Genomic DNA, 21,642 nt, shown 5'->3' on the forward strand with positions numbered 1-21,642 from the left:
ACCGGATCCTCAATACGGGGCAAGGCCACGGTCGTGGCGGTCATACGCGCCAACAATCCGGGTCACCAGATCGTGACGCAGCACATCACTGCCGGTAAAGCGGATGAAGGAAATACCGTTGACGCTTTCCAGAATGTCCAGCGCATCGCGCAGGCCGGATTTCACGCCATTGGGCAAATCGATCTGCGACAGATCGCCGGTCACCACCATCCGCGACCCCTGCCCCAAACGGGTGAGGAACATTTTCATCTGGGTCGTGGTGGTGTTCTGCGCCTCATCGAGGATCACAAAGGCATTGGACAGGGTCCTGCCACGCATGAAAGCCAGCGGCGCGACTTCAATTTCCTGACTTTCCATCGCCTTGGAGACGACATCGCCCGGCAGCATATCATGCAGTGCGTCGTACAGCGGACGCAGATACGGGTCGACTTTTTCCCTCATGTCCCCGGGCAGGAAGCCAAGCCGTTCCCCGGCCTCCACCGCCGGACGGGACAGGATGATCCGGTCAACCTTCCCGGCCAGCTTCATCGCCACCGCCATCGCCACCGCCATATAGGTCTTGCCGGTCCCGGCAGGGCCAAGACCAAACACCAGCTCATTCCGGTGCATGCAGCGGATATATTCCGCCTGATTGGGGGTGCGCGGTACCACCGACTTCTTGCGGGTGCGGATCGTCAGATCCTCAACCCCGGCGGTGCTGACCTGTTCCGTCGGATGTTTCGGCTGCATCCGCACCGCTGCGTCAACCTCAGCAAACCCGATATCCTTCCCCGGGTGCTTACAGGCTTCCTCATACAGGGCCTCCAGCGCGACGCGGGCGGCAATCACGGCGGCATCTGGCCCCTCAAGGGTCACGGTGTTCCCCATTGAGACGATGGTCACGCCCAGCGCTGTTTCCAGACGCTCCAGATTGACATTATGCGCCCCGAACACCAGCGGCAGCAGGGCATTGTTGGCAAGGGTCAGCGAGATACGAATGATAGCCTCCGCAGGCTCTGCCCGGCCCGGCCGGACGCTGAAAGCAGGTTGGATACCCTTATATATGGGGCAAACAGCCCCGGTCCGCCAGCGGCCCTCTCCGCAGCGGTCAGATCAGCGTTCCGGTCAGGCTGTTGGCAGTGACCGCACCGATCTTCACCCGGACCACTGACCCGTAAAGATCTTCCGATCCGGCGACATGGACCGGCTGCATGTACGGGCTGCGCCCCAGAAGCTGACCGTCATGACGGCCCGGACGGTCCAGCAGAACGTCCATCTCCCGCCCCAGACAGGACTGGTTGAACGCCCCCTGCTGTTCCAGCAGCAGGGCCTGGAGCGCGGTCAGACGAGCGCTCTTGACGTCCTCCGGCACCTGCGACTCCATCACCGCCGCCGGTGTCCCCGGACGCGGTGAATACTTGAAGGAATAGGCCTGAATAAAGCCGACATCCCGCACCAGCGCCATCGTATCCTCAAAATCAGCATCCGACTCGTGCGGGAAGCCAACAATAAAGTCAGAGGACAGCGCCAGATCCGGGGCCAGTGTCCGCAGACGCTCCACCTTGGCGCGGTACTCGGCACCGGTATGACCACGGTTCATCGCCCGCAGGATTTTATCAGACCCTGACTGCACAGGCAGATGCAGGAACGGCATCAGCTGCGGCACCTCGGCATGGGCCCGGATCAGGTCATCATCCAGATCGCGCGGATGGCTGGTGGTGTAGCGGATGCGGGCCAGCCCGTCGATCTCCGCCAGTTCGCGGATCAGGCGCCCCAGCCCCCAGGTGCCGCCATCCGCCGAATCGCCGTGATAGGCATTAACGTTCTGCCCCAGCAGGGTCAGCTCCCGGGCTCCCTCGGCCACCAGCTTGCGGGCCTCAGCCAGAACCTGCCCCGCCGGGCGGGAATATTCCGCCCCCCGGGTATAGGGCACAACACAGAAGGTACAGAATTTGTCACACCCTTCCTGCACCGACAGGAAAGCACTCGGCCCACTGGCAGACGGCATCGGCAGGTGATCAAACTTCGGTTCAATGGGGAACTCGGTATCCATCACGCCAACGCCGGGACGGCTGGCACCCGGCTTCCCCGCGCCACTCCGGTTTTCGGCACTGGCCCGTTCAGCCCGGGCAACCATTTCCGGCAGACGGTGGTAGGTCTGCGGCCCCAGCACAATATCAACGTAGGGGGCACGCTGCAGGATAAACTCCCCTTCCGCCTGTGCCACACAGCCGGCAACCGCAATAATCATATCGCGGCCATCCTGCTGGTTCTCGGTCTTCAGGGACCGCAGACGCCCCAGCTCGGAAAAGACCTTTTCCGATGCTTTCTCGCGAATGTGACAGGTGTTCAGCACCACCATGTCCGCACCGTCCGGATCCGCCGCCGGTTCATATCCCAACGGCGCCAGCACATCTGTCATCCGGGATGAGTCATAGACGTTCATCTGACAGCCGTAGGTGCGGATAAAAAGCTTCTTCTTGGGGGCGGTGGTGGTCATGGCGGTGGCCGGAAGTCCTGCACGGGTCAAAACTATGGAACAGACATATGAGGAACAGACAGACTGGCAAAGATCTCAGCGCGGAATGCACCAAAACCAAAGGGGCGGTTCCGTTCTACCGGTTCCGCCCTGTTGGTCTGTACGGTAACAGCCCGTCATCGCCTGTCAAGCAATCGCCACCCTGATCAGGCCATCACCGGGTCAACGGCGCGGTCTCTCCGCTCCCCCTTCTCCGCACGCAGAAGAATAAAAATTGTCTGACAATTTTAAATAAAGTGACACATCCTCTCCCCTGTCGACTTTAAAGAGCCTTTAAAAAGCGACGTTTCCAATAGTTTCAGCGCATTGCTCAAAAGTTGAACAATTTACCCCTTGCTCATGCATGATGCAAAAATGCCACACTCCTTGAAAATGTGATCAGACACCCGGAGTCTTTGTTGCAGCGCTCCGACACGATCCCGCATTGTACGGATGGATTTGATTACGCGGTGATGACAGTGCTCTGGCACCTGCCCCTGATCGAATTCCGGGATTCCAAGACAGGGAGTATTTCTCGTGACCAAGACCTTTGCTCTGCTGGGCACCACTGCCCTCGCCACCACCCTGATCGCCGGTTCGGCTTTCGCTGCGGACCCGATCAAGCTGTCCGTTGGCGGCTACGGTGCCGTGATGGTTGGCTATGCCTCTAACGACGACGCCTTCCTGCGTCAGTCCAACCGTGAAGTGTCCGCCGTTGACGTGAAGGGCGACAACGAAATCCACTTCAAGGGCAACACCACCCTTGATAACGGCCTGACCATTGCCGTGGTCTACGAGATCGAGTCCGGCGGCCGTTCGATGACCGACGTGTCCGACGAATACTCCATCACCGTGTCAGGCAAGTTCGGTTCTATCAAGGCCGGTGCTGATGACAACGCCCTGGCGATGATCCACAGCAACGCCCCGCGCGTTGGTGGCCGCCTGTTTGGCGGTGGCGCCATCGGTGGCGACGTCACCTCCGGCAACTATGTGGTTAAGCCGACCAACTTCGACGACGCCTTCTTTGGCGACACCGCCATTGATACCAACGGCGATGCCGAATCGGTCAGCTACATCTCCCCGGCCTTCGCTGGCTTCACCTTTGGCGCCTCTTATGTGCCGAGCGTGGCCGGTGGCGATGATGCCCCGGGTGCTCCGACCACCACCAACACCCAGGTCTCCGACGCCTATGGCGCTGGCATCGGCTATAAGGGTGAAATCGGTGCCGTCACCGTCGCGGCCGACATCGGCTGGCTGACCGCCGACACCGGCAACGATATCGACAGCCACAACGAATACCAGGCTGGCCTGAACATCGGCTACGCCGGGTTCACCTTCGGCGGTGCTTACCGCGCGGTGAAGCGTGACGCTTCCGCTGCCAACGCCCGTGACCCGAACGCCAACATCTGGGAAATCGGCGCGTCCTACGAAACCGGCCCGTACGGTGTCTCCCTGGTCTACATCTCCGGCGACCAGAAGAAGACCACCAACATTGCTGACGACGAACTGCGGTCGGCCGAACTGGCTGCCGAATACAAGATGGGCCCGGGCGTGTCGCTGGTCGGCGGTATCGCTTACGTGTCCTTCGACGGCGAAGGCTCTGCCTCCACCGGCGCCGACAACGATGGCTGGGTTGCCGCCACCGGTCTGTCTCTGACCTTCTGATCAGTCACCTGATCACCCTGCCGGATTCCGTCTGGCTCAGTTCTACCGGGTATCCCGTTCCAACGGGATACCCGGTTGGGACGATGGTCAAAAACCCCCTGTCCGTGGAGCCGGACAGGGGGTTTTTCTTTAAAAAAACCGCCGTCGGAAGAACCGTCAGCCAGCCCGCACCGGCTGGATATGACAGCGCAGATCAGCCCAGGCGGACCGGACCCGCATATCCTGCCGGTCGCTCGGATCCTCTTCCAGATAAGTCCGCACGGACTGAGACAATGCAAGCAGGGCATCGCGGCAGCCCCGGTCTCCGGTCAGAACCCCGGCATAGGCCAGCCCACGCCGGACATGGTATGCGATCACCCGATCAATCGCATAACTGGCAGACCGGCTGAACACTTCCTCCAACACCAATTGCTCCGCCTCAGCCCGCAGGACCGCATCCAGAAGGGCGTCAAGCCGCAGCTCAGTTTGCCTGTAATCACGGCTGCTGCGGTCAATCCGGCCTGCATTGAAAGCCGTTTCCAGATTGGCAACAGCGATCAAGGCCTCATTCAGGGCATCGCGGGCAGACATGACGGCCCGCGCCTGCTCTGCCAGAAGATGACGGGACAGCGCAAAAGACACAGACGGACGCAGACGCGGTGCAGAAGAGACAAGCGGAGAGAGAGTGGAGAGCGACATGACGGCATCCAGTAAGAAGCAGGAAAGGCCCCTGACCCGATCAGGGACACACCATGCCACCGTTGCAGCAAACTCTCTGCCAGACAGAGGCTGATCCGCCGGGCTTATCCCTTTTTCCGATGTCACGTCGCCACAAGCAGGAAAAAGGAATATTTTTCCTTCTCCCCGCAGGTCTGTCAGAAGATCGTTGGCATACGACAGCATACCCACGCAGGCAGAGACCATTCCTTGACGGCCCGCGTGGAAGTCTGCGATGCAAAATGCAATGCGCTTTCAGCAGGGATCTTGCCTGATGTTTTATCGCCCGTCCGCTGCCGATCACGGCCTGCCGATTGACCCGTTTGTTGCCTGCGTGGTCCCCCGCCCCATCGCCTGGGTCTCAACCCGCAGCGCTGATGGCATCAGCAATCTGGCACCATTCAGCTATTTCAACGCCGTTGCCTCTGATCCGCCGATCCTGATGTTTTCCATCACCGGTCATCATCCGCACGGACCGAAAGATACGCTGCGCAATATCGAAGAGACGGGGGAGTTTGCCGTCAACATGGTCTCCTCGGATCTGCGGGAGCCGATGAATGCCAGTTGTGCGGCTGTCGGACCTGATATCAGCGAGTTCGATCTGTCCGGTATGACAGAAGCCCGGTGCCAAACTATCGCAGCCCCACGGGTTGCCGAAAGCCCGATCACCTTTGAGTGCCGCCTCTATCAGAAAACAGAACTTCCGGTCCGGCCTGATGCGCCGCCCGGGCTGCGGAATGTCATGATCCTCGGGCTGGTCGAAGGTATCCACATCGACGACTCAATCCTGCGGGAAGGGCGGGTCGATCCAACTCTTCTGAAGCCGCTGGTCCGGCTGGGATACCGTGACTATGCCGTTATCACCGAAGTTTTCCGCATGACCCGCCCCGGCTGACGGGGCTGGATAAGAAGGGGAGTGGCGGTTATTCCGCCACCACCGCCTCCTTCTTACGACGGAACAGCATATCCTTCGAGGCCAGCGCCGCACCGCCAACGATCATCAGGCAGGCAACCGCCACCATCGGCGACAAAGCGCCGCTGCCCGTCAGGATCAGCAGCAGGGTGCTCATCAACGGCGTCGCATAGGACAGGGCCCCCAGAACCTGAATATCCCCCCGCTTCATACCCAGATCCCACAGAAAGAACGCACCCCCTGCCGGACCAAGACCGAGCAGGATCACCGCCCCCCACTGCACCGGGGTCTGTGGCCAGCCGCCGGTTTCAAACAGCGCATGACAGACAAACGCCAGCAACGAGCCGACCAGACAGAATGCCGCCACCGAGTCGGTCGGCACCGCCTTCATCAGCCGTGACAGCACCGAATAGGCTCCCCAGGTAAGGGCCGCACCAAAAGCTGCCAGATAGCCGGGCAGAGCCTCAGGCTTGAAGGAAACCGAGCCGCCCCCGGTCACCAACAGAATCACCCCAATCAGGCCGGACAGCGTTCCGGCCAGATGAAACCAACGCAGGCGGTGTCCCGGTAGAAAGCCGGAAAACAGCACAATACACAGCGGCCACAGGTAATTAACCAGATTGGCCTCCAGCGGCGGGGCAGCCTGCAAGGCATAGAACACGAGGGCGTGATACCCGAACAGCCCGCAGACGCCCAGCGCCCAAGCCTGCCACGGTTGCCGCATATGGCCAAGGATCGATTCTCCCCGGACCACCCACTTCGCCAGGCCAATCAGAAAGGCGAGAAAAAAGGCAAAGCCGACCATCAGGAACGGCGGCACCCCTCCGGCGAACACGGTTGTCACCGCCAGCGTAGACCACAGCAACAGGGCCGAGGCCCCGATCAGGGTATGGCGCAGAACAGATGCATCACTCATGGCACGGACTCTTCTCGGACGGGGCCTCTCTGGGCGTTTTCGGCGAATCGGGGCCGGTGAAACCACCCTGAACGGCGCATACTGTATCCGAAACCTGACCGGATCCCCATGAAAAAGCGGACTCCCCACACCCGGAGAGTCCGCCTGTTCTCAGAATACGGTCACGGCCTCAACGGCGGGCGGCACGGACCCCTTCCGCCAGCGTCGCCACAAAGCCCAGCACGGCCGGAACAGTCTTTTCCGTCGCCGCCCTGACCTCATCAAGACTGTCTGCCAGTGTCTGCACCACGGCAGACCCGACGACAGCGGCGTCACCGATCCGCGCGAAGGCGGCGGCCTGCGCCGGAGTCTTGATCCCGAAACCAACAGCGATCGGCAGGTCGGTGGACTTGCGCAAGGCTGCCACCGCATCCTTCACAGCCGCCTCATCCGCCGAGGCAGTGCCGGTAATCCCCGTGATCGAGACGTAATAGAGAAACCCACCCGCCTGCGCCAGAACGGCAGGAAGACGGCGGGCGTCGGTGGTCGGCGCGGTCAGGAAGATCAGATGAATGCCATGGGCGTTCAGGTGTTCGGTCAGCTCCGGGGCTTCTTCCGGCGGCAGATCGACGATGATCAAACCATCCGCCCCGGCAGCTGCCGCTTCAGCAGCAAAGCGGTCAACGCCGCGGGCGTAGATCGGATTGTAATACCCCATCAGCACCACCGGGGTGCTGTGGTCGGTTTCCCGGAAGGCCCGCAAGGTATCCAGCGTACGGGACAGTGATCCCCCGGCCGCCAGAGACCGTTGCGCTGCCAGCTGAATCGCCGGGCCATCCGCCATCGGGTCCGAAAACGGCATCCCGAGTTCGATCACATCGGCCCCGGCAGCGGGCAGCCCTTTCATGATCGCCAATGCGGTTTCATGATCGGGGTCACCGGCCATGGTGTAGGTGACAAGCGCGCCGCGCCCGGCCTTTTTCAGGTCGGCAAAGCGGATTTCCAGACGATTGACGACAGTCACGGTGCTCATAATCCGCATCCCCCCTTACAGAACCACGCCCATGGCGCGGGCCACGGTGTTCACGTCCTTATCTCCCCGGCCGGAGAGGTTGACCACCATCAGGTGATCCTGCGGCAGGGTTGGGGCCATTTTGATGGCCTGCGCAATGGCGTGAGAGGATTCCAGCGCCGGAATGATGCCTTCCCAGCGGGTGAAGCGGTGGAATGCGTCCAACGCCTCATCGTCGGTGATCCCGACATATTCAGCCCGCTTCATGTCGTGCAACCAGGAATGCTCTGGCCCGATCCCCGGATAATCGAGACCGGCGGAAATGGAATGAGCCTCGGCAATCTGACCGTCTTCATCCTGCAGCAGATAGGTCCGGTTGCCATGCAGAACCCCCGGCTTGCCTCCGGTCAGGCTGGCGGCATGTTTGCCGGTGTCAATCCCATGACCAGCGGCCTCAACACCGATGATCCGCACCGAGGCGTCATCAAGGAACGGATGGAACAGGCCCATGGCGTTGGAACCGCCGCCGACGGCAGCAATCAGGGAATCCGGCAGACGGCCTTCAGCCTCCTGCATCTGCACCTTGGTTTCGTCACCGATCACGCACTGGAAGTCACGCACCATGGTCGGATAGGGGTGCGGGCCGGCAACGGTGCCGATCAGGTAATAGGTGTCATGCACATTGGCCACCCAGTCCCGCAGGGCGTCATTCATGGCATCCTTCAGGGTCGCCGCACCACTGGTCACCGGGCGGACTTCCGCCCCCAGCAGCTTCATGCGGAACACATTGGGCTGCTGCCGCTCGATATCGGTAGCGCCCATGTAAATCACGCATTGCAGACCGAACAGCGCGCAGACGGTGGCCGTCGCCACGCCGTGCTGACCGGCACCGGTTTCCGCGATGATCCGCTTTTTGCCCATCCGGCGGGCCAACAGGATCTGCCCCATGCAGTTGTTGATCTTGTGGGCGCCGGTATGATTGAGATCTTCGCGCTTGAAATAAATCTTAGCCCCACCCAGCTCTTCCGTCATGCGCTTGGCAAAGTACAGCGGGCTCGGGCGACCGACATAGGTTTTCAGATATCCATCCAGTTCCGCCTGAAAGGCCGGGTCGGCCTGAGCCTCGGCATAGGCCTTTTCGACATCAAGAATCAGCGGCATCAGGGTTTCAGCGACAAAGCGGCCGCCGTGGATACCAAAATGACCGCGCTCATCGGCGCCGGTGCGGAAAGAATTGGCAAGCTGGTGCGACATGACTGCCGTCACTCCTGTCTTACGGATCCCTCTGGGATCACTCACGGAATACGAAGGCTGGGACCGGACGGATGCCGGTCAGGCTGAAGCAGGGTTCAGCGACGCCACGCGGTTTCCGTCCACACCACGGCACGCAGCACCGACCGGCGCATGGAGCGCATCGGCGGACGGGCTGACGAACGGGACCGGGTGCGGAACACGACAGGATTTCTCCTAGACGGGGAACAGGTGTCAGGAAAACGCGAAAGGGGCAGGCCTTCAGCCCACCCCTTAGGCATCGCATACTCTTACCGCCTCGGCAAGAGGCTTGAAACGCCTCAGCCGTCGGCGTTCATCTGCGCCACCAACGCCTCCAGCGTTTCCGCCGCCTTGTCGTGGCCGACCTGACAGGTCCCGGCATTCAGGTGACCACCACCGCCGTAGCGCAGCATCAGTTCGCCGACATTGGTGCCGCTGCTGCGGTCGAAAATCGACTTGCCACAGGCGAACACCACGTTCTGATTCTGGAAGCCCCGCATCACATGGATCGAGATATTGGTCTGCGGGAACAGGGCGTAGATCAGGAAGCGGTTACCGGCGAAAATCGGGTCTTCATCCCGCAGATCCAGCACCGCCACGTTCCCGCGCACGGTGGTGCAGCGGTTGACCTGCTCGGTGAACTTGGCCTGCTGATCAAAGTACAGCTCGGTCCGTTCCCTGACGTCCGGCAGCGCCAGAACATCCTCGATGGAGTGATCGAGGCAGTAATCAATCAGCTCCATCATCAGCTGATAGTTGGAAATCCGGAACTCGCGGAACCGGCCGAGCCCGGTACGGGCATCCATCAGGAAGTTCATCAGATTCCAGCCCGTCGGGGTCAGAACCTCATCCTTGGTGAACTGGGCGGAGTCGCCTTTGTCCACCGCCAGCATCATTTCTTCGCTGATGCGCGGCAGTTTTGCGGCACCACCGTAGTAGTTGTAAACCACCCGGGCCGCCGACGGCGCATCCGCCTGAATAATATGGTTATCGCGCTTGCCGACACGGATCGTTTCCGACAGGTGGTGGTCGAAGGCCAGATGCACCCCTTCCACATACGGCAGGTTGGTGGTGATGTCGCGGGCGGAGATTTCCACCTTGCCGTCCTGCATGTCCTTGGGGTGGACGAACTTGATCTCATCGATCAGGTTCATCTCCTTCAGGATCATGGCGCAGACCAGACCATCAAAATCGCTGCGAGTAACCAGACGGAACTTGCTGTCCGACATTGGGTATCCCCTTCATTTTTCCCACTCAGCCGCCGGACCGGGCCGGATCTCTGTCCAACGCTCCGCTTTCCGACGAAATCTTTCAAATTTAACCTGCTTTTGCGCCGCCCGCTAGGCTGTCACCATCACCTGCCCAGAGACGCTCGGCCAGAGACAGGCCCAACCGGGCAACACGCAACACCGGACCGGCCAGCGCCTCGGCTGGCAGAGCGGCAATCGCCGCCGGGTCAAACCACTCCGCCGCATCGGCATCACTGGCCGCCATCAAGGGCGGGGTCTGTGGATTCAACCGGCACAGCACCGGCACCAGCAGATAATGATACCGCACGGCACCGGCCACATCGCGATCAAGCGTCTCCAGAGGGGGCAGGGCCATCACCGCCGTCGCACTGAGCCCGGTTTCCTCGGCCAGCTCCCGCTCCGCTGCCTGAAACAGGGTTTCGCCCAGATCAATCTTGCCGCCGGGCATCCCCCAGGTTCCCGCCCGTGGTGGATTGGCCCGCCGGACCAACACCACCCGCCCGTCTTCGGGCACCACCGCCAGAACAGCGGGCACCGGTGCCCGCGGATACCGTCCGCTCATCAGCCTGTCATCCTGCGGTTTCAGCCGGGGCCGGCCGGGACAGATACGCGGCGATATTCACCTCGTCCACCTGATCGGGCCGCAGATACTGCTCGGCATAGTCCCGATACACCCCGGAAGTCAGGAACAGATCGAAGAGATCAGAATCGACATGCTTGTCTTTCCGCATGAAGCTGAGGATTTTCACACATTCGCTGATGGTTTTCGGCGTCTTATAAGGACGGTCGGCCGCCGTCAGCGCCTCAAACACATCGGCAATCGCCATAATTTTTTCCTGCGTCCCCATCTGGTCGCCGGTCAGGCCGTTGGGATAGCCGGTGCCGTCAATTTTCTCATGATGATTTCCGGCAATCTGCGGCACCCGTTTCAACGATTTGGGGAACGGCAGCTGCTTCAGCATTTCCTGTGTCACCACGATATGATCGTTGATGATTTTCCGCTCCTCGGCGGTCAGGGTGCCCCGCTGCACCGAGAGATTGTAAAGCTCTCCCCGGTTATAAATTCCGACCCGGTGATCGCCCCGGTCCTGTAGCAGGGGTTCAACAGCCGGGGCCGGTGCGGGCGGATCATCTTTCAGGCGGGTCGCTTCCTCCCAGGACAGGCCGAGGCTGCGGTCAAAATACCGGGTCCACGTCTGTGCCCCGATCACCTGCAGGCGGTCAATCTTGTCAGGGGCCATGAATTCGCCGCCGATATTGGCTTCCGCGACAAAGGCAAACTGCTGCTCCAGCTCGGCGACGCGGGCGGCAAAAGCGGCCTCGGTCGCAGCCTTGTCCTCTCCGGCCAACTGGCGGCGCAACATCTCAATTTCCGCATCCCGGCGCAGGACTTCAAAGCGGGTGCGCACCTCGTGGATCCGGTCATAGATGGTTTCAAGCTTGGTAGCCTTATCGACCACATACTCCGGGGTCGTCACCTTGCCGCAGTCGTGTAGCCACGCCGCCAGATGCAGCTCGTACCATTCCTCGTCGTTCAGGGTATACCCGGCGAACGGCCCTTCGGTCTGATCGCAGGCCGCCTGCGCAAGCATTTTGGCCAGAATCGGCACCCGCTCACAGTGACCGCCGGTATAAGGCGATTTGGCGTCAATCGCCCGGGCCAGAACCTTGATGAAACTGTCCAGCAGATCGCGTTGCGCCTGCAACAGCCGCTGGTTATCAATGGCCACCGCCGCCTGACTGGCCAGCGCCTCCACCATTGGCTGAATGTGTGAGGCGAAGGGGATCACCTCGCCGTCATCATCCTGCGCATTGATCAGCTGCAGAACGCCGATCACCTCACCGGCCACATTTTTCAGCGGCAGGGTCAGAAACGACCGGGAGCGGTACCCGGTCCCCTGATCGAAGCGCTTGGTCCCGGAAAAGTCGAACCCTTCCGCCGTATAGGCATCTTCGATATTGATGCTGCGGCCGGTCAGGGCGACATGAGTGGCCACGTTGTTATGATTCGGTTCGCCGGTTTCGGCGTTGTACAGCCGCAGGGGCGGAAACGGCACCGGCTTGCCGGTGGTGCCGCCCATTGCCGTATTCAGGGTATCGTTGCGCAGAATTTTAAAGTGCAGACTCTGGCCGTCATCGGCGACCAGATACAGGGTTCCGCCGTCAGCGTGAGTAAACTCTTTGGCCTCAACCAGAATCTTTTCTGTCAGGCGGTCATGGTTGGTCTCCGCCGACAGGGCAATCCCCAGATCGATCAGCCGCGCAAGATAACTGGCGTCGATATCTTCCTTGCGTCGGCCCCGGCGGCGACGGTCGTTCGCGCTGCCGGAGTCCGCTTTCGCATCGCTGGCCTGCGGCGGAGCGCCTTCATGAGTCTGCCGAGACTTCAATGCCCTATCCCTGAAATTTTACCGGATCACATCCGGTTTACGCTGCCCTCAGAATCATCATAAAGAAAATTTTCTGTCTGTAGCAGGATAAAAGTGCGGGTGTGTCTCATCGGGGATACCCGCCTGCAGGGGGCTCAGGCCCGGTCCGGCGCGGTTTCTGCCATCAGCCATTCACGGAAAGCAATCATCGGCGGGTGTTCTGAACGCTCCACCGGCCAGCAGAGGTAATAGGAATCCTCTGAGGTGTAGGGCAGCGGCAGGGCAGGAACGAGCCTGCCCGCCGCCAGATCCTCATCAATCAGGAATGTCGGCAGCAGGCCAATCCCCAGCCCGGCCATCGCCGCCTGCCCCAACAGGGCAAACTGGTCAAACAGCATCCCGTGGACATTCTCGGCATCTGCCCCATACCGCCGCAACCAGCGTTCCCACGCGTCGGGGCGGGTGGTCAGATGCAGCAGCGGGGCCGCACGCAGATCCCCTGCGTCTTCAAAGGCGTATTGATCCCGCAATCCCGGGGCACAGACCGGCAGAACGGTTTCAGACCGTACCCGGACCATTCCGGTCCCCGGCCAGGCCTCCGTCCCGAAATGAATGGCGGCATCAATGGCCTCCTGCCGGAAATCAAAGGGGGCGATCCGGGTCAGCAGATTGACGGACACCCCCGGGTACGCGGCCAGAAAACGCGGTAACCGGGGGGTCAGCCAACGGATCCCAAAGGCAGGCAGCGTTGCCAGTGTCAGCGTCCCGCCCATTGGGTTCGCCCGCAGGGTCAGCGAGGCGGAAGAAATTTTCGACAGCGCCTCGCGGATTTCCCGCGCGTAGGCCGCACCGCCCGCTGTCAGGCGGATACTCTGTTTTTCGCGGGCGAACAGCTCGGTCCCCAACTGCTCTTCCAGCGCCTTGATCTGACGGGAGACCGCACTTTGGGTCAGGGACAACTCCCGCGCCGCGCCGGTGACAGAACCGGTACGGGCCGCAGCCTCAAAGGCGGCAAGCAGCGGCAGAGAGGGAAGAAAACGGCGGGGAGCGCGCATGGTATTCCCGTTCAGAATGACCCTTTGAGCAGATCTCGCTAGCACATCGCCCCACGGCGCGCAACAAAGGGGCATAGACTGCCTTTTCATCCTGATCCGCCGATAAGGACCCGCCGACCATGCGTAATGATCCCCGCTCCCACGGCCTGTGGGAAATGACCGCCCCCGCCGCCCCCATCACCACCGCGCTGTCCGGGGCAGAGGAAGCCGAGGTGGTCATCATCGGCGCCGGATACACCGGCCTGTCCACGGCCCTGCATCTGGCTGAACGCGACCGGTCGGTGGTGCTGCTGGAAGCGGTAGAGTCCGGGTTCGGCGGGGCAGGCCGCAACGTCGGTCTGGTCAACGCCGGCATGTGGGTGATGCCCGAGGCCCTGTGCAGCGAGCTGGGCGAAGACTACGGCACCCGGCTGATCCGTTTTCTTGGCGATGGCCCGCGGCAGGTGTGGGAAGTCATCGACCGCTATGGCATTTCCTGCGAGGGGGAACGGCAGGGAACCCTGCACCTCGGCTGCGGGACCAATGGCCTGAAAGAGCTGAAAGAGCGCGCCCGCCAGTGGCAGAAGTACGGGGCTCCCGTCCATATTCTCGATGAACGCGAAACTGCGGCCAAACTGGCCACCGGTGCGTACAGCGGGTCTCTGCTCGACCTGCGCGCCGGGACCATCCAGCCCCTGGCCTACGCCCGCGGGCTGGCCCATGCCGCCGTTGCCAAAGGGGTCAAACTGTTCACCGGAACCCCGGCCACCTCGATCGGCCGCAATGGGGCTGACTGGGTGGTGACCACCCCCGGCGGCACCGTCACCGCCAAATGGGTGGTCCCGGCGACCGACGCCTACACCACGCTGATCTGCCCGGAAATCCTGAGTCAGCAGGTGATTCTGCCCTATTTCAACATCGCGACCCAGCCGCTGTCAAAAGACCTGCAGGCCCGGATTCTGCCGGAGCGGCAGGGGTGCTGGGATACCAAAGAAGTTCTGTCATCCTTCCGCTTTGACCAGAAGGGCCGTCTGGTGTTCGGCTCTGTCGGGGCGCTGCGCGGCACCGGCCTGCCGATCCACCGCGACTGGACGCGCCGGTCACTTCAGACGCTGTGGCCGGAGATGCAGGACATCCGCTTTGAAGCGGAATGGTATGGCCGGATCGGCATGACCGCCAACAACCTGCCCCGTTTCCACAAGCTCAATGAACGCATGGTCACCACCTGCGGCTATAACGGGCGCGGCATCGCCCCCGGCACCGTTTTCGGAAAACTGCTGGCCGCTTATATCTGTGGCGAGGTCAAGGACGCTGATCTGCCGCTGGAACCAAGCACCCCGAAAGCGATGTCCGTCACCCCGCTGCGGGAAGCCTATTACGAACTGGGGGCTCAGGTGGCCCACTTCTTCACCGCCCGGTTCTGAAGGACCGCCGTACGGCAGACAGGGATGCCGGGAAAGATTTTGTAAAACCGCACAGAATGCGGTTGCCACAGACCGGAGCGGCGTTTACTCCAAAAACCGGAGCAACGCCGCTGCGTTTCCCCTGTCCCCCTGCCTTTCGGTCGGAGCCATCATGCCCTATTCCTCCCTCCGTGATTTTATTGACCGCCTTGAGCGCGACGGCCGTCTGGTCCGGGTCAAGGTTCCGGTCCGCACCGATCTGGAGATGACGGAAATCCAGACCCGCCTGCTGGCCGAAGGCGGCCCGGCAGTGCTGTTTGAATGCCCGGTCCGCCCGGATGGCACCCCCTATGACATGCCGGTGCTGGTCAATCTGTTCGGCACCGTCGAACGCGTCGCCTGGGGCATGGACCGCGAACCGGAGCAGCTGCGTGCTGTTGGCGAGACACTGGCCTTCCTGAAACAGCCCGAGCCGCCGGCAGGCATCCGCGAAGCATGGGAAATGCTGCCGCTGATCAAGACCGTTCTGGCCATGAAACCCAAGACCGTCAGCTCCGCCCCCTGTCAGGAAGTGGTGTTAACCGGCGACCAGATCGACCTGTCCAGACTGCCGGTGCAGTCCTGCTGGCCGGGAGAACCTGCCCCCTTGATCACCTGGCCGCTGGTGGTCACCAAAGGCCCCGGCGAAACCCGCGAAGACGTGTTCAATCTGGGTATCTACCGGATGCAGGTCACCGGCAAGGACACCACCCTGATGCGCTGGCTGAAGCATCGCGGCGGTGCCCAGCATTACCGGCGCTGGGGCAAGGACAAAGGCACCGCCATGCCTGCCGCCGTGGTGCTGGGGGCCGATCCCGGGACCATTCTCGCTGCCGTGACCCCGGTGCCGGATACCCTGTCAGAATATCAGTTCGCCGGGCTGCTGCGGGGTAAGAAGGTCGAGCTGGTCGACTGCAAGACCGTGCCCCTGAAGGTTCCGGCACAGGCCGAGATCATTCTGGAAGGCCACGTCATGCTCGATGAGTTCGGCGACGAAGGCCCCTATGGCGACCACACCGGCTATTATAACAGCGTGGAGCCGTTCCCGGTGTTTCGCGTCTCCTGCGTCACCATGCGGAAGAAGCCGATCTACCTGTCCACCTTTACCGGACGCCCGCCCGATGAGCCGAGCGTGCTGGGCGAGGCCCTGAATGAAGTGTTCATCCCGCTGCTGACCCAGCAGTTCCCGGAAATCGTCGATTTCTGGCTGCCGCCGGAAGGCTGCAGTTACCGTATTGCCGTCGTCAGCATGAAGAAGGCTTACCCCGGCCATGCCAAGCGGGTGATGATGGGGGTATGGTCGTTCCTGCGGCAGTTTATGTACACCAAGTTCGTGATCGTGGTGGATGATGACATCAACGCCCGCGACTGGAAGGATGTGATGTGGGCCATCTCCACCCGCATGGATCCCGCTCGCGACATCACCGTGATTGAAGGCACCCCGATCGACTACCTCGACTTTGCCAGCCCGGAAAGCGGGCTGGGCGGCAAGATCGGGCTGGACGCCACCAACAAATGGCCGCCGGAAACCCACCGTGAATGGGGCGAAAAAATCCAGATGGATCAGGATGTGATCGACACCGTCACCCGTAAATGGGCCAGTTATGGCCTGCCGGGCAGCGGAAAGCCGATCTGGAAATGAGCACACTGTTCAATACCCTGCCATCAGACAGGGTGCGGCGGCTGGAGCAGGCCGGATTCAATTCCTGGCCTGCCCTCAGCACTGTCCTCGACGGGCCCTGGGTGATCCGGCTGGCAGCCGGCGTGACCAAGCGCGCCAACTCAATCAATACATTGGGGGCAGAAAATGACAGCCCTGCCGACCTGCGGCAGCGGCTGGACCGTGCCTGTTCCACATTCCACCGTCAGGGCCTGCCACCGGTGTTCCGGGCGTCTCCCCTGACTGACGCCGCCACTCTGGCGGAGCTGGGACGCCGGGGCTGGACCGAACGGGATCCGTCGCTGCTGATGCTCGGCCCCCTGACCACCCCCGAGACCCCGGCGGGACCCGATCTGCTGTCAGACCATCCGACCGCTGACTGGCTGGCAACCTTCGCCCGGATTGACGGTCTGCCCCCACAGGACCGCTGCACCCTGAAAAGTATGGTCCGGCGGCTTGCCCTGCCCTGCGCCTATGCCTGCGCGGCCCATGACGGTCAGCCCGCATCGGTGGCGATGGCAGTGGTCGACGGCCCGTTGATGGGGCTGTTCTGTGTCGGCACCGTCCCGGAGGCCCGTCGGCAGGGCCTGAGCCAGAGAGTTCTGTCAGCCCTGCGCCACTGGGGGCTGGAACAGGGTGCCAGCCAGCTGTGGCTGCATGTCAGCGCCACCAATACCGGGGCACAGACCCTGTATCGCGGGCTGGGAATGACACCGGCCTATGGATACACCTATTTCGTCGCTCCGGCAGCCTGACGCTGCCGGACCCCGGCAAGGATACGGTGCGCCAGCGCGGGATAATCTTCATTGAAGTGATGCCCCCCCGGAGTCCGTAACACTTCGATATCCGTGCCTTCCAGCTTTCTGCAGGCGTTCTCTTCGTCTTCCTCGCCATAGACACACTGGATCAGGCCGGATGGAAGACGTTTGATCTCGGGAAGCGTTTTCAAAGCCATCGGCGTCTTTTTGTTGGCCAGCCAGTTGGAGACCGTAACTTCAAAGTCAGCATGTTCCGACAGACCTAACAGCGAGATCTGAGTCACTTTGCCTAAGTCCTCAGGCGGTAACCGGGTGGCAAGGAAGGGCAGAACGTCAGCCCCAAAGGAAAAGCCAATCAGGATCACCGACGGGGCGTTCCACTCTTCCGAATACGCACGGATGATGCGTGACAGATCGCGGGCGGCAGTGTCCGGGGTCAGCTCTTTCCAGAAATACCGCAGGACATCAACACCGACGACCGGGATCCCCTGTTCCTGAAAAATCGCCGCCACATCCTTATCCAGATCGCGCCAGCCGCCATCCCCGGAATAAAACACCACAAAGGTGTCTGACTGCTGCTCCACCGGCAGCGGCACCACTGGTAAGTCGGCGACCCGGGCCGCCCCCGTCACCTCAGCGGCGGAGCCCGGAGTCTCTTCCGTCTGCCGGGGCACTGCCAACAGCGCTTCTTTCACGATGGCCTCATCGACCGCTTCCGGCACAGCCTTGAAGCGGGCCCCCATGTTCATTCCCAGATGCAGAGTCCGGATCCGCTGCTTCTGCGCAGCGGTGGCAGAGGTACTCTCGATCACTTTCATCGCAAAACGGGCCGGGGGGGGCGGCAGGGCATAAACCCGCCCGGCGGCGGTGTCGGTGATCCGCCCACGGCTGCACAGCGGTTTCTGGCCGGGGATAGCGGGCACAGGATCAACCGCGACCAGTGCCGCCACCGTCGCCTCTTCAGTCTGCCCGGCCAGCGCCGTAACAAAGGCTCCCCCCAGACCACTGCCGATCACCACCGGAAAATGGTAGGACGGCAGACCAAGGCCGCGCTGCAACTGGTGGCTGACCGCCTCGACCTCACCGATCAGGTCGGCACACTCATCCTCGGTAAACGCTTCAATCCGCTTCAGGGTAGCAGGGGTATCAATCCCCATCACCAGCACGCCGTTATCAGCAAACTGGTGGGCCAGACCGCGTTCACGCTCCCCCCAGCCCCCGGCATCCGACAACAGGGCGACTACCCCGACCGGAGTTCCCGCAGGCTGGATGATCTCCGGCGAGCCAATGCCGCCCATATCAAACGTCTGCGCCTGTACCGGACCAGCGATCAGGGTCGCCAGAACGCACACCCCTGCCCACAGGGCCTGTCTGAAACCGGTCATTTACTGATTACCCCTTTAAAGCCGCCGCTAATCAGGACAGTGATATCCGTCAGGGCAATCATCGGATTGATTCCCCCGCGCACTGCCAGATACCGCGACCGCCACTCGGGGAAAAACTTCGCCTTGAAGGCACGCAGCCCGGAGAAGTTATAAAACCACTCCCCATGGTCAAACACCGTGCGACCGACACTGTGCCAGATGGGGGCCGCTTCGCTGTCTGACAAGCCCGACAACGGGGCCATCCCCAGGGTAAACCACTGAAAGCCTTCCGCCTGAAAATGCAGGATCAACCGCAGGATCAGCACTTCCATCACCCCGTGCGGGGTGTCCGGCAGGAAACGCATCAGGTCAATACCAGCAGAGTCCTTGCAGGTCGTCTGGATCACTGAGGCAAAGGCAATGATCCGGTCATTCTGCCGCAAAACAGCAACCGGCTGGGTCAGCACATACTGCGGATCAAAAGCCCCCAGTGAAAACCGCTTTTCGCGGACCGAATGATGTTTCATCCAGATCCGCGACACCGTCGCCAGCTCCGGCATGTGGGCCGCAACCTGATCACCGGTCAGAACTTCGAAGGTGATCCCTTCCCGCTCTGACCGGTTGAGAGAGTTGCGCAGATTATTTTTCTTGCTGCCCTTCAGCGTGAAGTCCGGCAGGCGCACCCGTGCCTCTTCCCCCAGCTTGAAGCCACGCAGCCCGGCATCGGCGTAATAGGACAGCGCCTCCGCCGTCACCTGATAAAACACCGGGCGGCCCCCGGCAGCCAGCACCATCTCAACAAAGCGCCAGATCAGATCCGGCCAGCAGTCCCGCGGCCCGACCGGATCAGAGAGTGCCACCCAGGACCGGCCCTGTCGGCTGTACATAATGAAAGCACGGCCATCTTCAGAGAACAGCAGGGACTTGTCGCGCATCGCCACCAGACAGGCCTCTGGTGCCGGTTGGGTCGCAACAATCGCCATCGCCTTGTCCAGCTCCTCCGGCGTCGGCGGCAGCAGGGTCGCCCGCGCCGGACGCATCAGCATCCACGCAGCCCCGAAACAGGCCGCCAGCACCACCCCCATCACCGCGCGCAGACTGCGTGGTGCATGCTGCGAGAACTCAAACTGCCACCACAGCTGATTGGCGTATTCGACATCTTTGTAAACGAAAAACAGCAGTGTCACCGTGGTCACCAGCAGCGTCACCACCGCCAGCAGCCATTGCGGGGTCAGGGTCTGATGCAGCAGCGAAGCCTTGCGGGTAAACTCTTTCCGGCTTGCCAGCAGGACCAGCAGCAGAAAACCCGACAGCACCAGCTCTTCCGGCCCCAAAGCCCGCAGCAGCGACAGAAACAGGTCAAGGCAGACCACTCCGACCGCAGCCCACCATGCCCCATCCAGACGGTGGAGCAGTCCCCGGGCCACGGCCAAGAGCACCACCCCCAGGACACTGCCGAGGAAGTGAGCACCTTCGACCAGAGGCAACGGCACCTTCCCATCCAGAAGGTTGACCACCGCATCATCCAGCGGCATAGCCCCGGACAAGATCATCACCCCGCCGGTCACCAGTGTCAGCCCCGCCAGCACCGGCGGTGCCAGACGGGCCCCGGCCTGCGCCGCCACCATCGCCATCGGCGACCCCGCGACACGGCGCAGTTCCAACACGGCAATAAACGCCGCCGCCAGCACCAACGGCAGCAGGTGATAAATCACCCGGTACAGCACCAGCGCGCCCAGAACATCGCGCACATCAATATGTGGCCCGAGGGAGGCGATTACCACCGCCTCAAACACCCCAAGCCCGGCAGGAACATGACTGAGAACCCCCAGCCCGATCGCCACGGCATAGACAGCAATGAACGACGGCAAATCAATACTGCCAGCTGGCAGCAACACCCACAGCACGGCGGCCGAGGCAATGATATCGACTGCGGTGGCGACAAACTGACGGATCAGGATACCCCGTGACGGCAGGGCAAACGGACGGGCAAAAACGGTCACCACCCGCCCCTGTCCGGCGACGGCCCACAGGGTGAACAGGCCGATCACCAGCCCGCCGCCGACAATCTTCATCCCGAGGGAAGAAATCGGCAGAGTCGACACATCCACCGATGCCACCAGCAGACCAAATCCGGTCACACCGGCCAGTCCGACCCCAAACGCCCCGGTGACAAAGGCGACAATCCGCGCCACATCCTCGGTCTCAACACCATACGGGGTATAAAAGCGGTAACGGATCGCCCCGGCCGTCAGTGGGCCAAATCCGGCAGTGTTGCCGACCGCATAGGCGCAGAAAGACGTCAGCCCCACCACCGGGGCCGGGATCTTCCGGCCGACATAAGCCAGTGCCCCAAAATCATAGACCGCCAGCGCGGCAAAACTGAGCAGGGTCAGCCCCAAAGCACTCAGCAGGGCCCAGCGGGGGGTTTCCCGCACTGTCGTCATCAGATCATCGTAGGAGACCTCAGCGGTCAGGCGGCTCGCAGCCATCCAGGCCAAGACCAGTACACCGGCAATCACTGCGACCGTGATCACCGGACGAACCGTTGTCAGCCAGCGGGATACCGCCGGCCGGACCACAGGACGGTCCATAAGCCCTTCCGATGACATGCCACAACTCTCCTGTGCTGCTCACACCCGGCCTACGGGGCCGAGCATACTGCGATCATACACCCTGCGGCGTATTATGAACGGCCCGGCAATCTTCCGCTGTCCGGCTGTGACGTGCAACGGCGAACACCGATAAGGTGGGGTAACAAAACACAACAAGGGGATAATCCATAACGGATTATCCCCTTGTTTCAAGATCGAAC

At 61.8% G+C, this 21,642-nt stretch carries 17 protein-coding genes; 5 read left to right on the top strand and 12 right to left on the bottom strand.

Features of this window, described 5'->3' with window-relative positions; all coding sequences use genetic code 11:
* Positions 1-9: 9 nt before the first annotated feature.
* Together G365_RS0107560 and miaB are read right to left on the bottom strand one after the other, a co-directional pair.
* Positions 10-933 (bottom strand): PhoH family protein, encoded by a 924-nt coding sequence (locus G365_RS0107560; RefSeq protein ID WP_019644904.1) that lies wholly within the window; start codon positions 931-933, stop codon positions 10-12.
* Positions 934-1,087: 154 nt separating this feature from the next.
* Positions 1,088-2,479, bottom strand: coding sequence for a tRNA (N6-isopentenyl adenosine(37)-C2)-methylthiotransferase MiaB (miaB, locus tag G365_RS0107565; protein ID WP_019644905.1), 1,392 nt, complete (start codon positions 2,477-2,479; stop codon positions 1,088-1,090).
* Positions 2,480-3,034: 555 nt separating this feature from the next.
* On the opposite strand from miaB, the gene G365_RS0107570 reads away from it, so the two are divergent.
* On the top strand, positions 3,035-4,162 hold the full coding sequence (locus G365_RS0107570; RefSeq protein WP_019644906.1) for a porin: 1,128 nt from the start codon (positions 3,035-3,037) through the stop codon (positions 4,160-4,162).
* Between the two features lie 156 nt (positions 4,163-4,318).
* On the opposite strand, the gene G365_RS0107575 is transcribed toward G365_RS0107570, so the two are convergent.
* Complete coding sequence (locus G365_RS0107575) at positions 4,319-4,840, bottom strand: hypothetical protein (protein ID WP_019644907.1); 522 nt, start codon at positions 4,838-4,840, stop codon at positions 4,319-4,321.
* A 292-nt stretch (positions 4,841-5,132) separates the two neighbouring features.
* Between G365_RS0107575 and G365_RS0107580 the strand changes: the two genes are divergently transcribed.
* A complete protein-coding gene (locus G365_RS0107580) occupies positions 5,133-5,753 on the top strand; it encodes a flavin reductase family protein (protein WP_019644908.1) in 621 nt (206 codons plus the stop codon).
* 28 nt (positions 5,754-5,781) lie between these two features.
* Here the strand turns inward: G365_RS0107580 and yddG are convergent, their stop codons facing one another.
* From yddG to G365_RS0107615, 7 genes are all read right to left on the bottom strand, one after another.
* On the bottom strand, positions 5,782-6,687 hold the full coding sequence (yddG, locus tag G365_RS0107585; RefSeq protein WP_019644909.1) for an aromatic amino acid exporter YddG: 906 nt from the start codon (positions 6,685-6,687) through the stop codon (positions 5,782-5,784).
* Between the two features lie 169 nt (positions 6,688-6,856).
* Positions 6,857-7,699 carry a tryptophan synthase subunit alpha gene (gene trpA, locus G365_RS0107590; protein ID WP_019644910.1) on the bottom strand — a complete coding sequence of 281 codons (843 nt, stop codon included), beginning with the start codon at positions 7,697-7,699 and terminating at the stop codon, positions 6,857-6,859.
* A gap of 15 nt (positions 7,700-7,714) precedes the next feature.
* Positions 7,715-8,932, bottom strand: a complete 1,218-nt coding sequence (gene trpB, locus G365_RS0107595; RefSeq protein ID WP_019644911.1) for a tryptophan synthase subunit beta — start codon at positions 8,930-8,932, stop codon at positions 7,715-7,717.
* Between the two features lie 317 nt (positions 8,933-9,249).
* On the bottom strand, positions 9,250-10,179 hold the full coding sequence (locus G365_RS0107600; protein ID WP_019644912.1) for an exopolyphosphatase: 930 nt from the start codon (positions 10,177-10,179) through the stop codon (positions 9,250-9,252).
* Positions 10,180-10,267: 88 nt separating this feature from the next.
* Positions 10,268-10,762 carry an NUDIX hydrolase gene (locus G365_RS20720; protein WP_019644913.1) on the bottom strand — a complete coding sequence of 165 codons (495 nt, stop codon included), beginning with the start codon at positions 10,760-10,762 and terminating at the stop codon, positions 10,268-10,270.
* 7 nt (positions 10,763-10,769) lie between these two features.
* Positions 10,770-12,590: an HD family phosphohydrolase gene (locus G365_RS0107610; RefSeq protein WP_019644914.1), complete on the bottom strand. Its 1,821-nt coding sequence runs from the start codon at positions 12,588-12,590 to the stop codon at positions 10,770-10,772.
* 134 nt (positions 12,591-12,724) lie between these two features.
* The gene (locus G365_RS0107615; RefSeq protein WP_019644915.1) at positions 12,725-13,624 is read right to left on the bottom strand and encodes a LysR family transcriptional regulator; all 900 of its coding nucleotides are present in this window, start codon (positions 13,622-13,624) and stop codon (positions 12,725-12,727) included.
* Positions 13,625-13,743: 119 nt separating this feature from the next.
* On the opposite strand from G365_RS0107615, the gene G365_RS0107620 reads away from it, so the two are divergent.
* The 3 genes from G365_RS0107620 (at position 13,744) to G365_RS0107630 (ending at position 17,460) form a co-directional block, all read left to right on the top strand.
* On the top strand, positions 13,744-15,027 hold the full coding sequence (locus G365_RS0107620) for an NAD(P)/FAD-dependent oxidoreductase (protein WP_019644916.1): 1,284 nt from the start codon (positions 13,744-13,746) through the stop codon (positions 15,025-15,027).
* Between the two features lie 151 nt (positions 15,028-15,178).
* Complete coding sequence (locus G365_RS0107625; protein WP_019644917.1) at positions 15,179-16,687, top strand: UbiD family decarboxylase; 1,509 nt, start codon at positions 15,179-15,181, stop codon at positions 16,685-16,687.
* Positions 16,684-17,460 (top strand): GNAT family N-acetyltransferase, encoded by a 777-nt coding sequence (locus G365_RS0107630; RefSeq protein ID WP_169545083.1) that lies wholly within the window; start codon positions 16,684-16,686, stop codon positions 17,458-17,460. Before G365_RS0107625 ends, G365_RS0107630 begins: the two co-directional genes overlap by 4 nt.
* On the opposite strand, the gene G365_RS0107635 is transcribed toward G365_RS0107630, so the two are convergent.
* Positions 17,436-18,848 (bottom strand): AcvB/VirJ family lysyl-phosphatidylglycerol hydrolase, encoded by a 1,413-nt coding sequence (locus G365_RS0107635; protein ID WP_019644919.1) that lies wholly within the window; start codon positions 18,846-18,848, stop codon positions 17,436-17,438. The genes G365_RS0107630 and G365_RS0107635 overlap by 25 nt on opposite strands.
* Positions 18,845-21,421: a bifunctional lysylphosphatidylglycerol flippase/synthetase MprF gene (gene mprF / locus G365_RS0107640; RefSeq protein ID WP_155976180.1), complete on the bottom strand. Its 2,577-nt coding sequence runs from the start codon at positions 21,419-21,421 to the stop codon at positions 18,845-18,847. The genes G365_RS0107635 and mprF overlap by 4 nt, the downstream gene beginning before the upstream one ends.
* Positions 21,422-21,642: the final 221 nt, after the last annotated feature.

Origin of the sequence: Novispirillum itersonii subsp. itersonii ATCC 12639 (assembly GCF_000381985.1) — a bacterium.
GTDB lineage: Bacteria > Pseudomonadota > Alphaproteobacteria > Rhodospirillales > Rhodospirillaceae > Novispirillum > Novispirillum itersonii.

Bases quoted from the DNA above. Each gene is read 5' to 3' on its own strand.
- miaB (WP_019644905.1), bottom strand. From the start codon at position 2,479: ATGACCACCACCGCCCCCAAGAAGAAGCTTTTTATCCGCACCTACGGC.
- G365_RS0107575 (WP_019644907.1), bottom strand. From the start codon at position 4,840: ATGTCGCTCTCCACTCTCTCTCCGCTTGTCTCTTCTGCACCGCGTCTG.
- G365_RS0107580 (WP_019644908.1), top strand. From the start codon at position 5,133: ATGTTTTATCGCCCGTCCGCTGCCGATCACGGCCTGCCGATTGACCCG.
- yddG (WP_019644909.1), bottom strand. From the start codon at position 6,687: ATGAGTGATGCATCTGTTCTGCGCCATACCCTGATCGGGGCCTCGGCC.
- trpA (WP_019644910.1), bottom strand. From the start codon at position 7,699: ATGAGCACCGTGACTGTCGTCAATCGTCTGGAAATCCGCTTTGCCGAC.
- trpB (WP_019644911.1), bottom strand. From the start codon at position 8,932: ATGTCGCACCAGCTTGCCAATTCTTTCCGCACCGGCGCCGATGAGCGC.
- G365_RS0107600 (WP_019644912.1), bottom strand. From the start codon at position 10,179: ATGTCGGACAGCAAGTTCCGTCTGGTTACTCGCAGCGATTTTGATGGT.
- G365_RS20720 (WP_019644913.1), bottom strand. From the start codon at position 10,762: ATGAGCGGACGGTATCCGCGGGCACCGGTGCCCGCTGTTCTGGCGGTG.
- G365_RS0107615 (WP_019644915.1), bottom strand. From the start codon at position 13,624: ATGCGCGCTCCCCGCCGTTTTCTTCCCTCTCTGCCGCTGCTTGCCGCC.
- G365_RS0107620 (WP_019644916.1), top strand. From the start codon at position 13,744: ATGCGTAATGATCCCCGCTCCCACGGCCTGTGGGAAATGACCGCCCCC.
- G365_RS0107625 (WP_019644917.1), top strand. From the start codon at position 15,179: ATGCCCTATTCCTCCCTCCGTGATTTTATTGACCGCCTTGAGCGCGAC.
- G365_RS0107630 (WP_169545083.1), top strand. From the start codon at position 16,684: ATGAGCACACTGTTCAATACCCTGCCATCAGACAGGGTGCGGCGGCTG.
- G365_RS0107635 (WP_019644919.1), bottom strand. From the start codon at position 18,848: ATGACCGGTTTCAGACAGGCCCTGTGGGCAGGGGTGTGCGTTCTGGCG.
- mprF (WP_155976180.1), bottom strand. From the start codon at position 21,421: ATGGACCGTCCTGTGGTCCGGCCGGCGGTATCCCGCTGGCTGACAACG.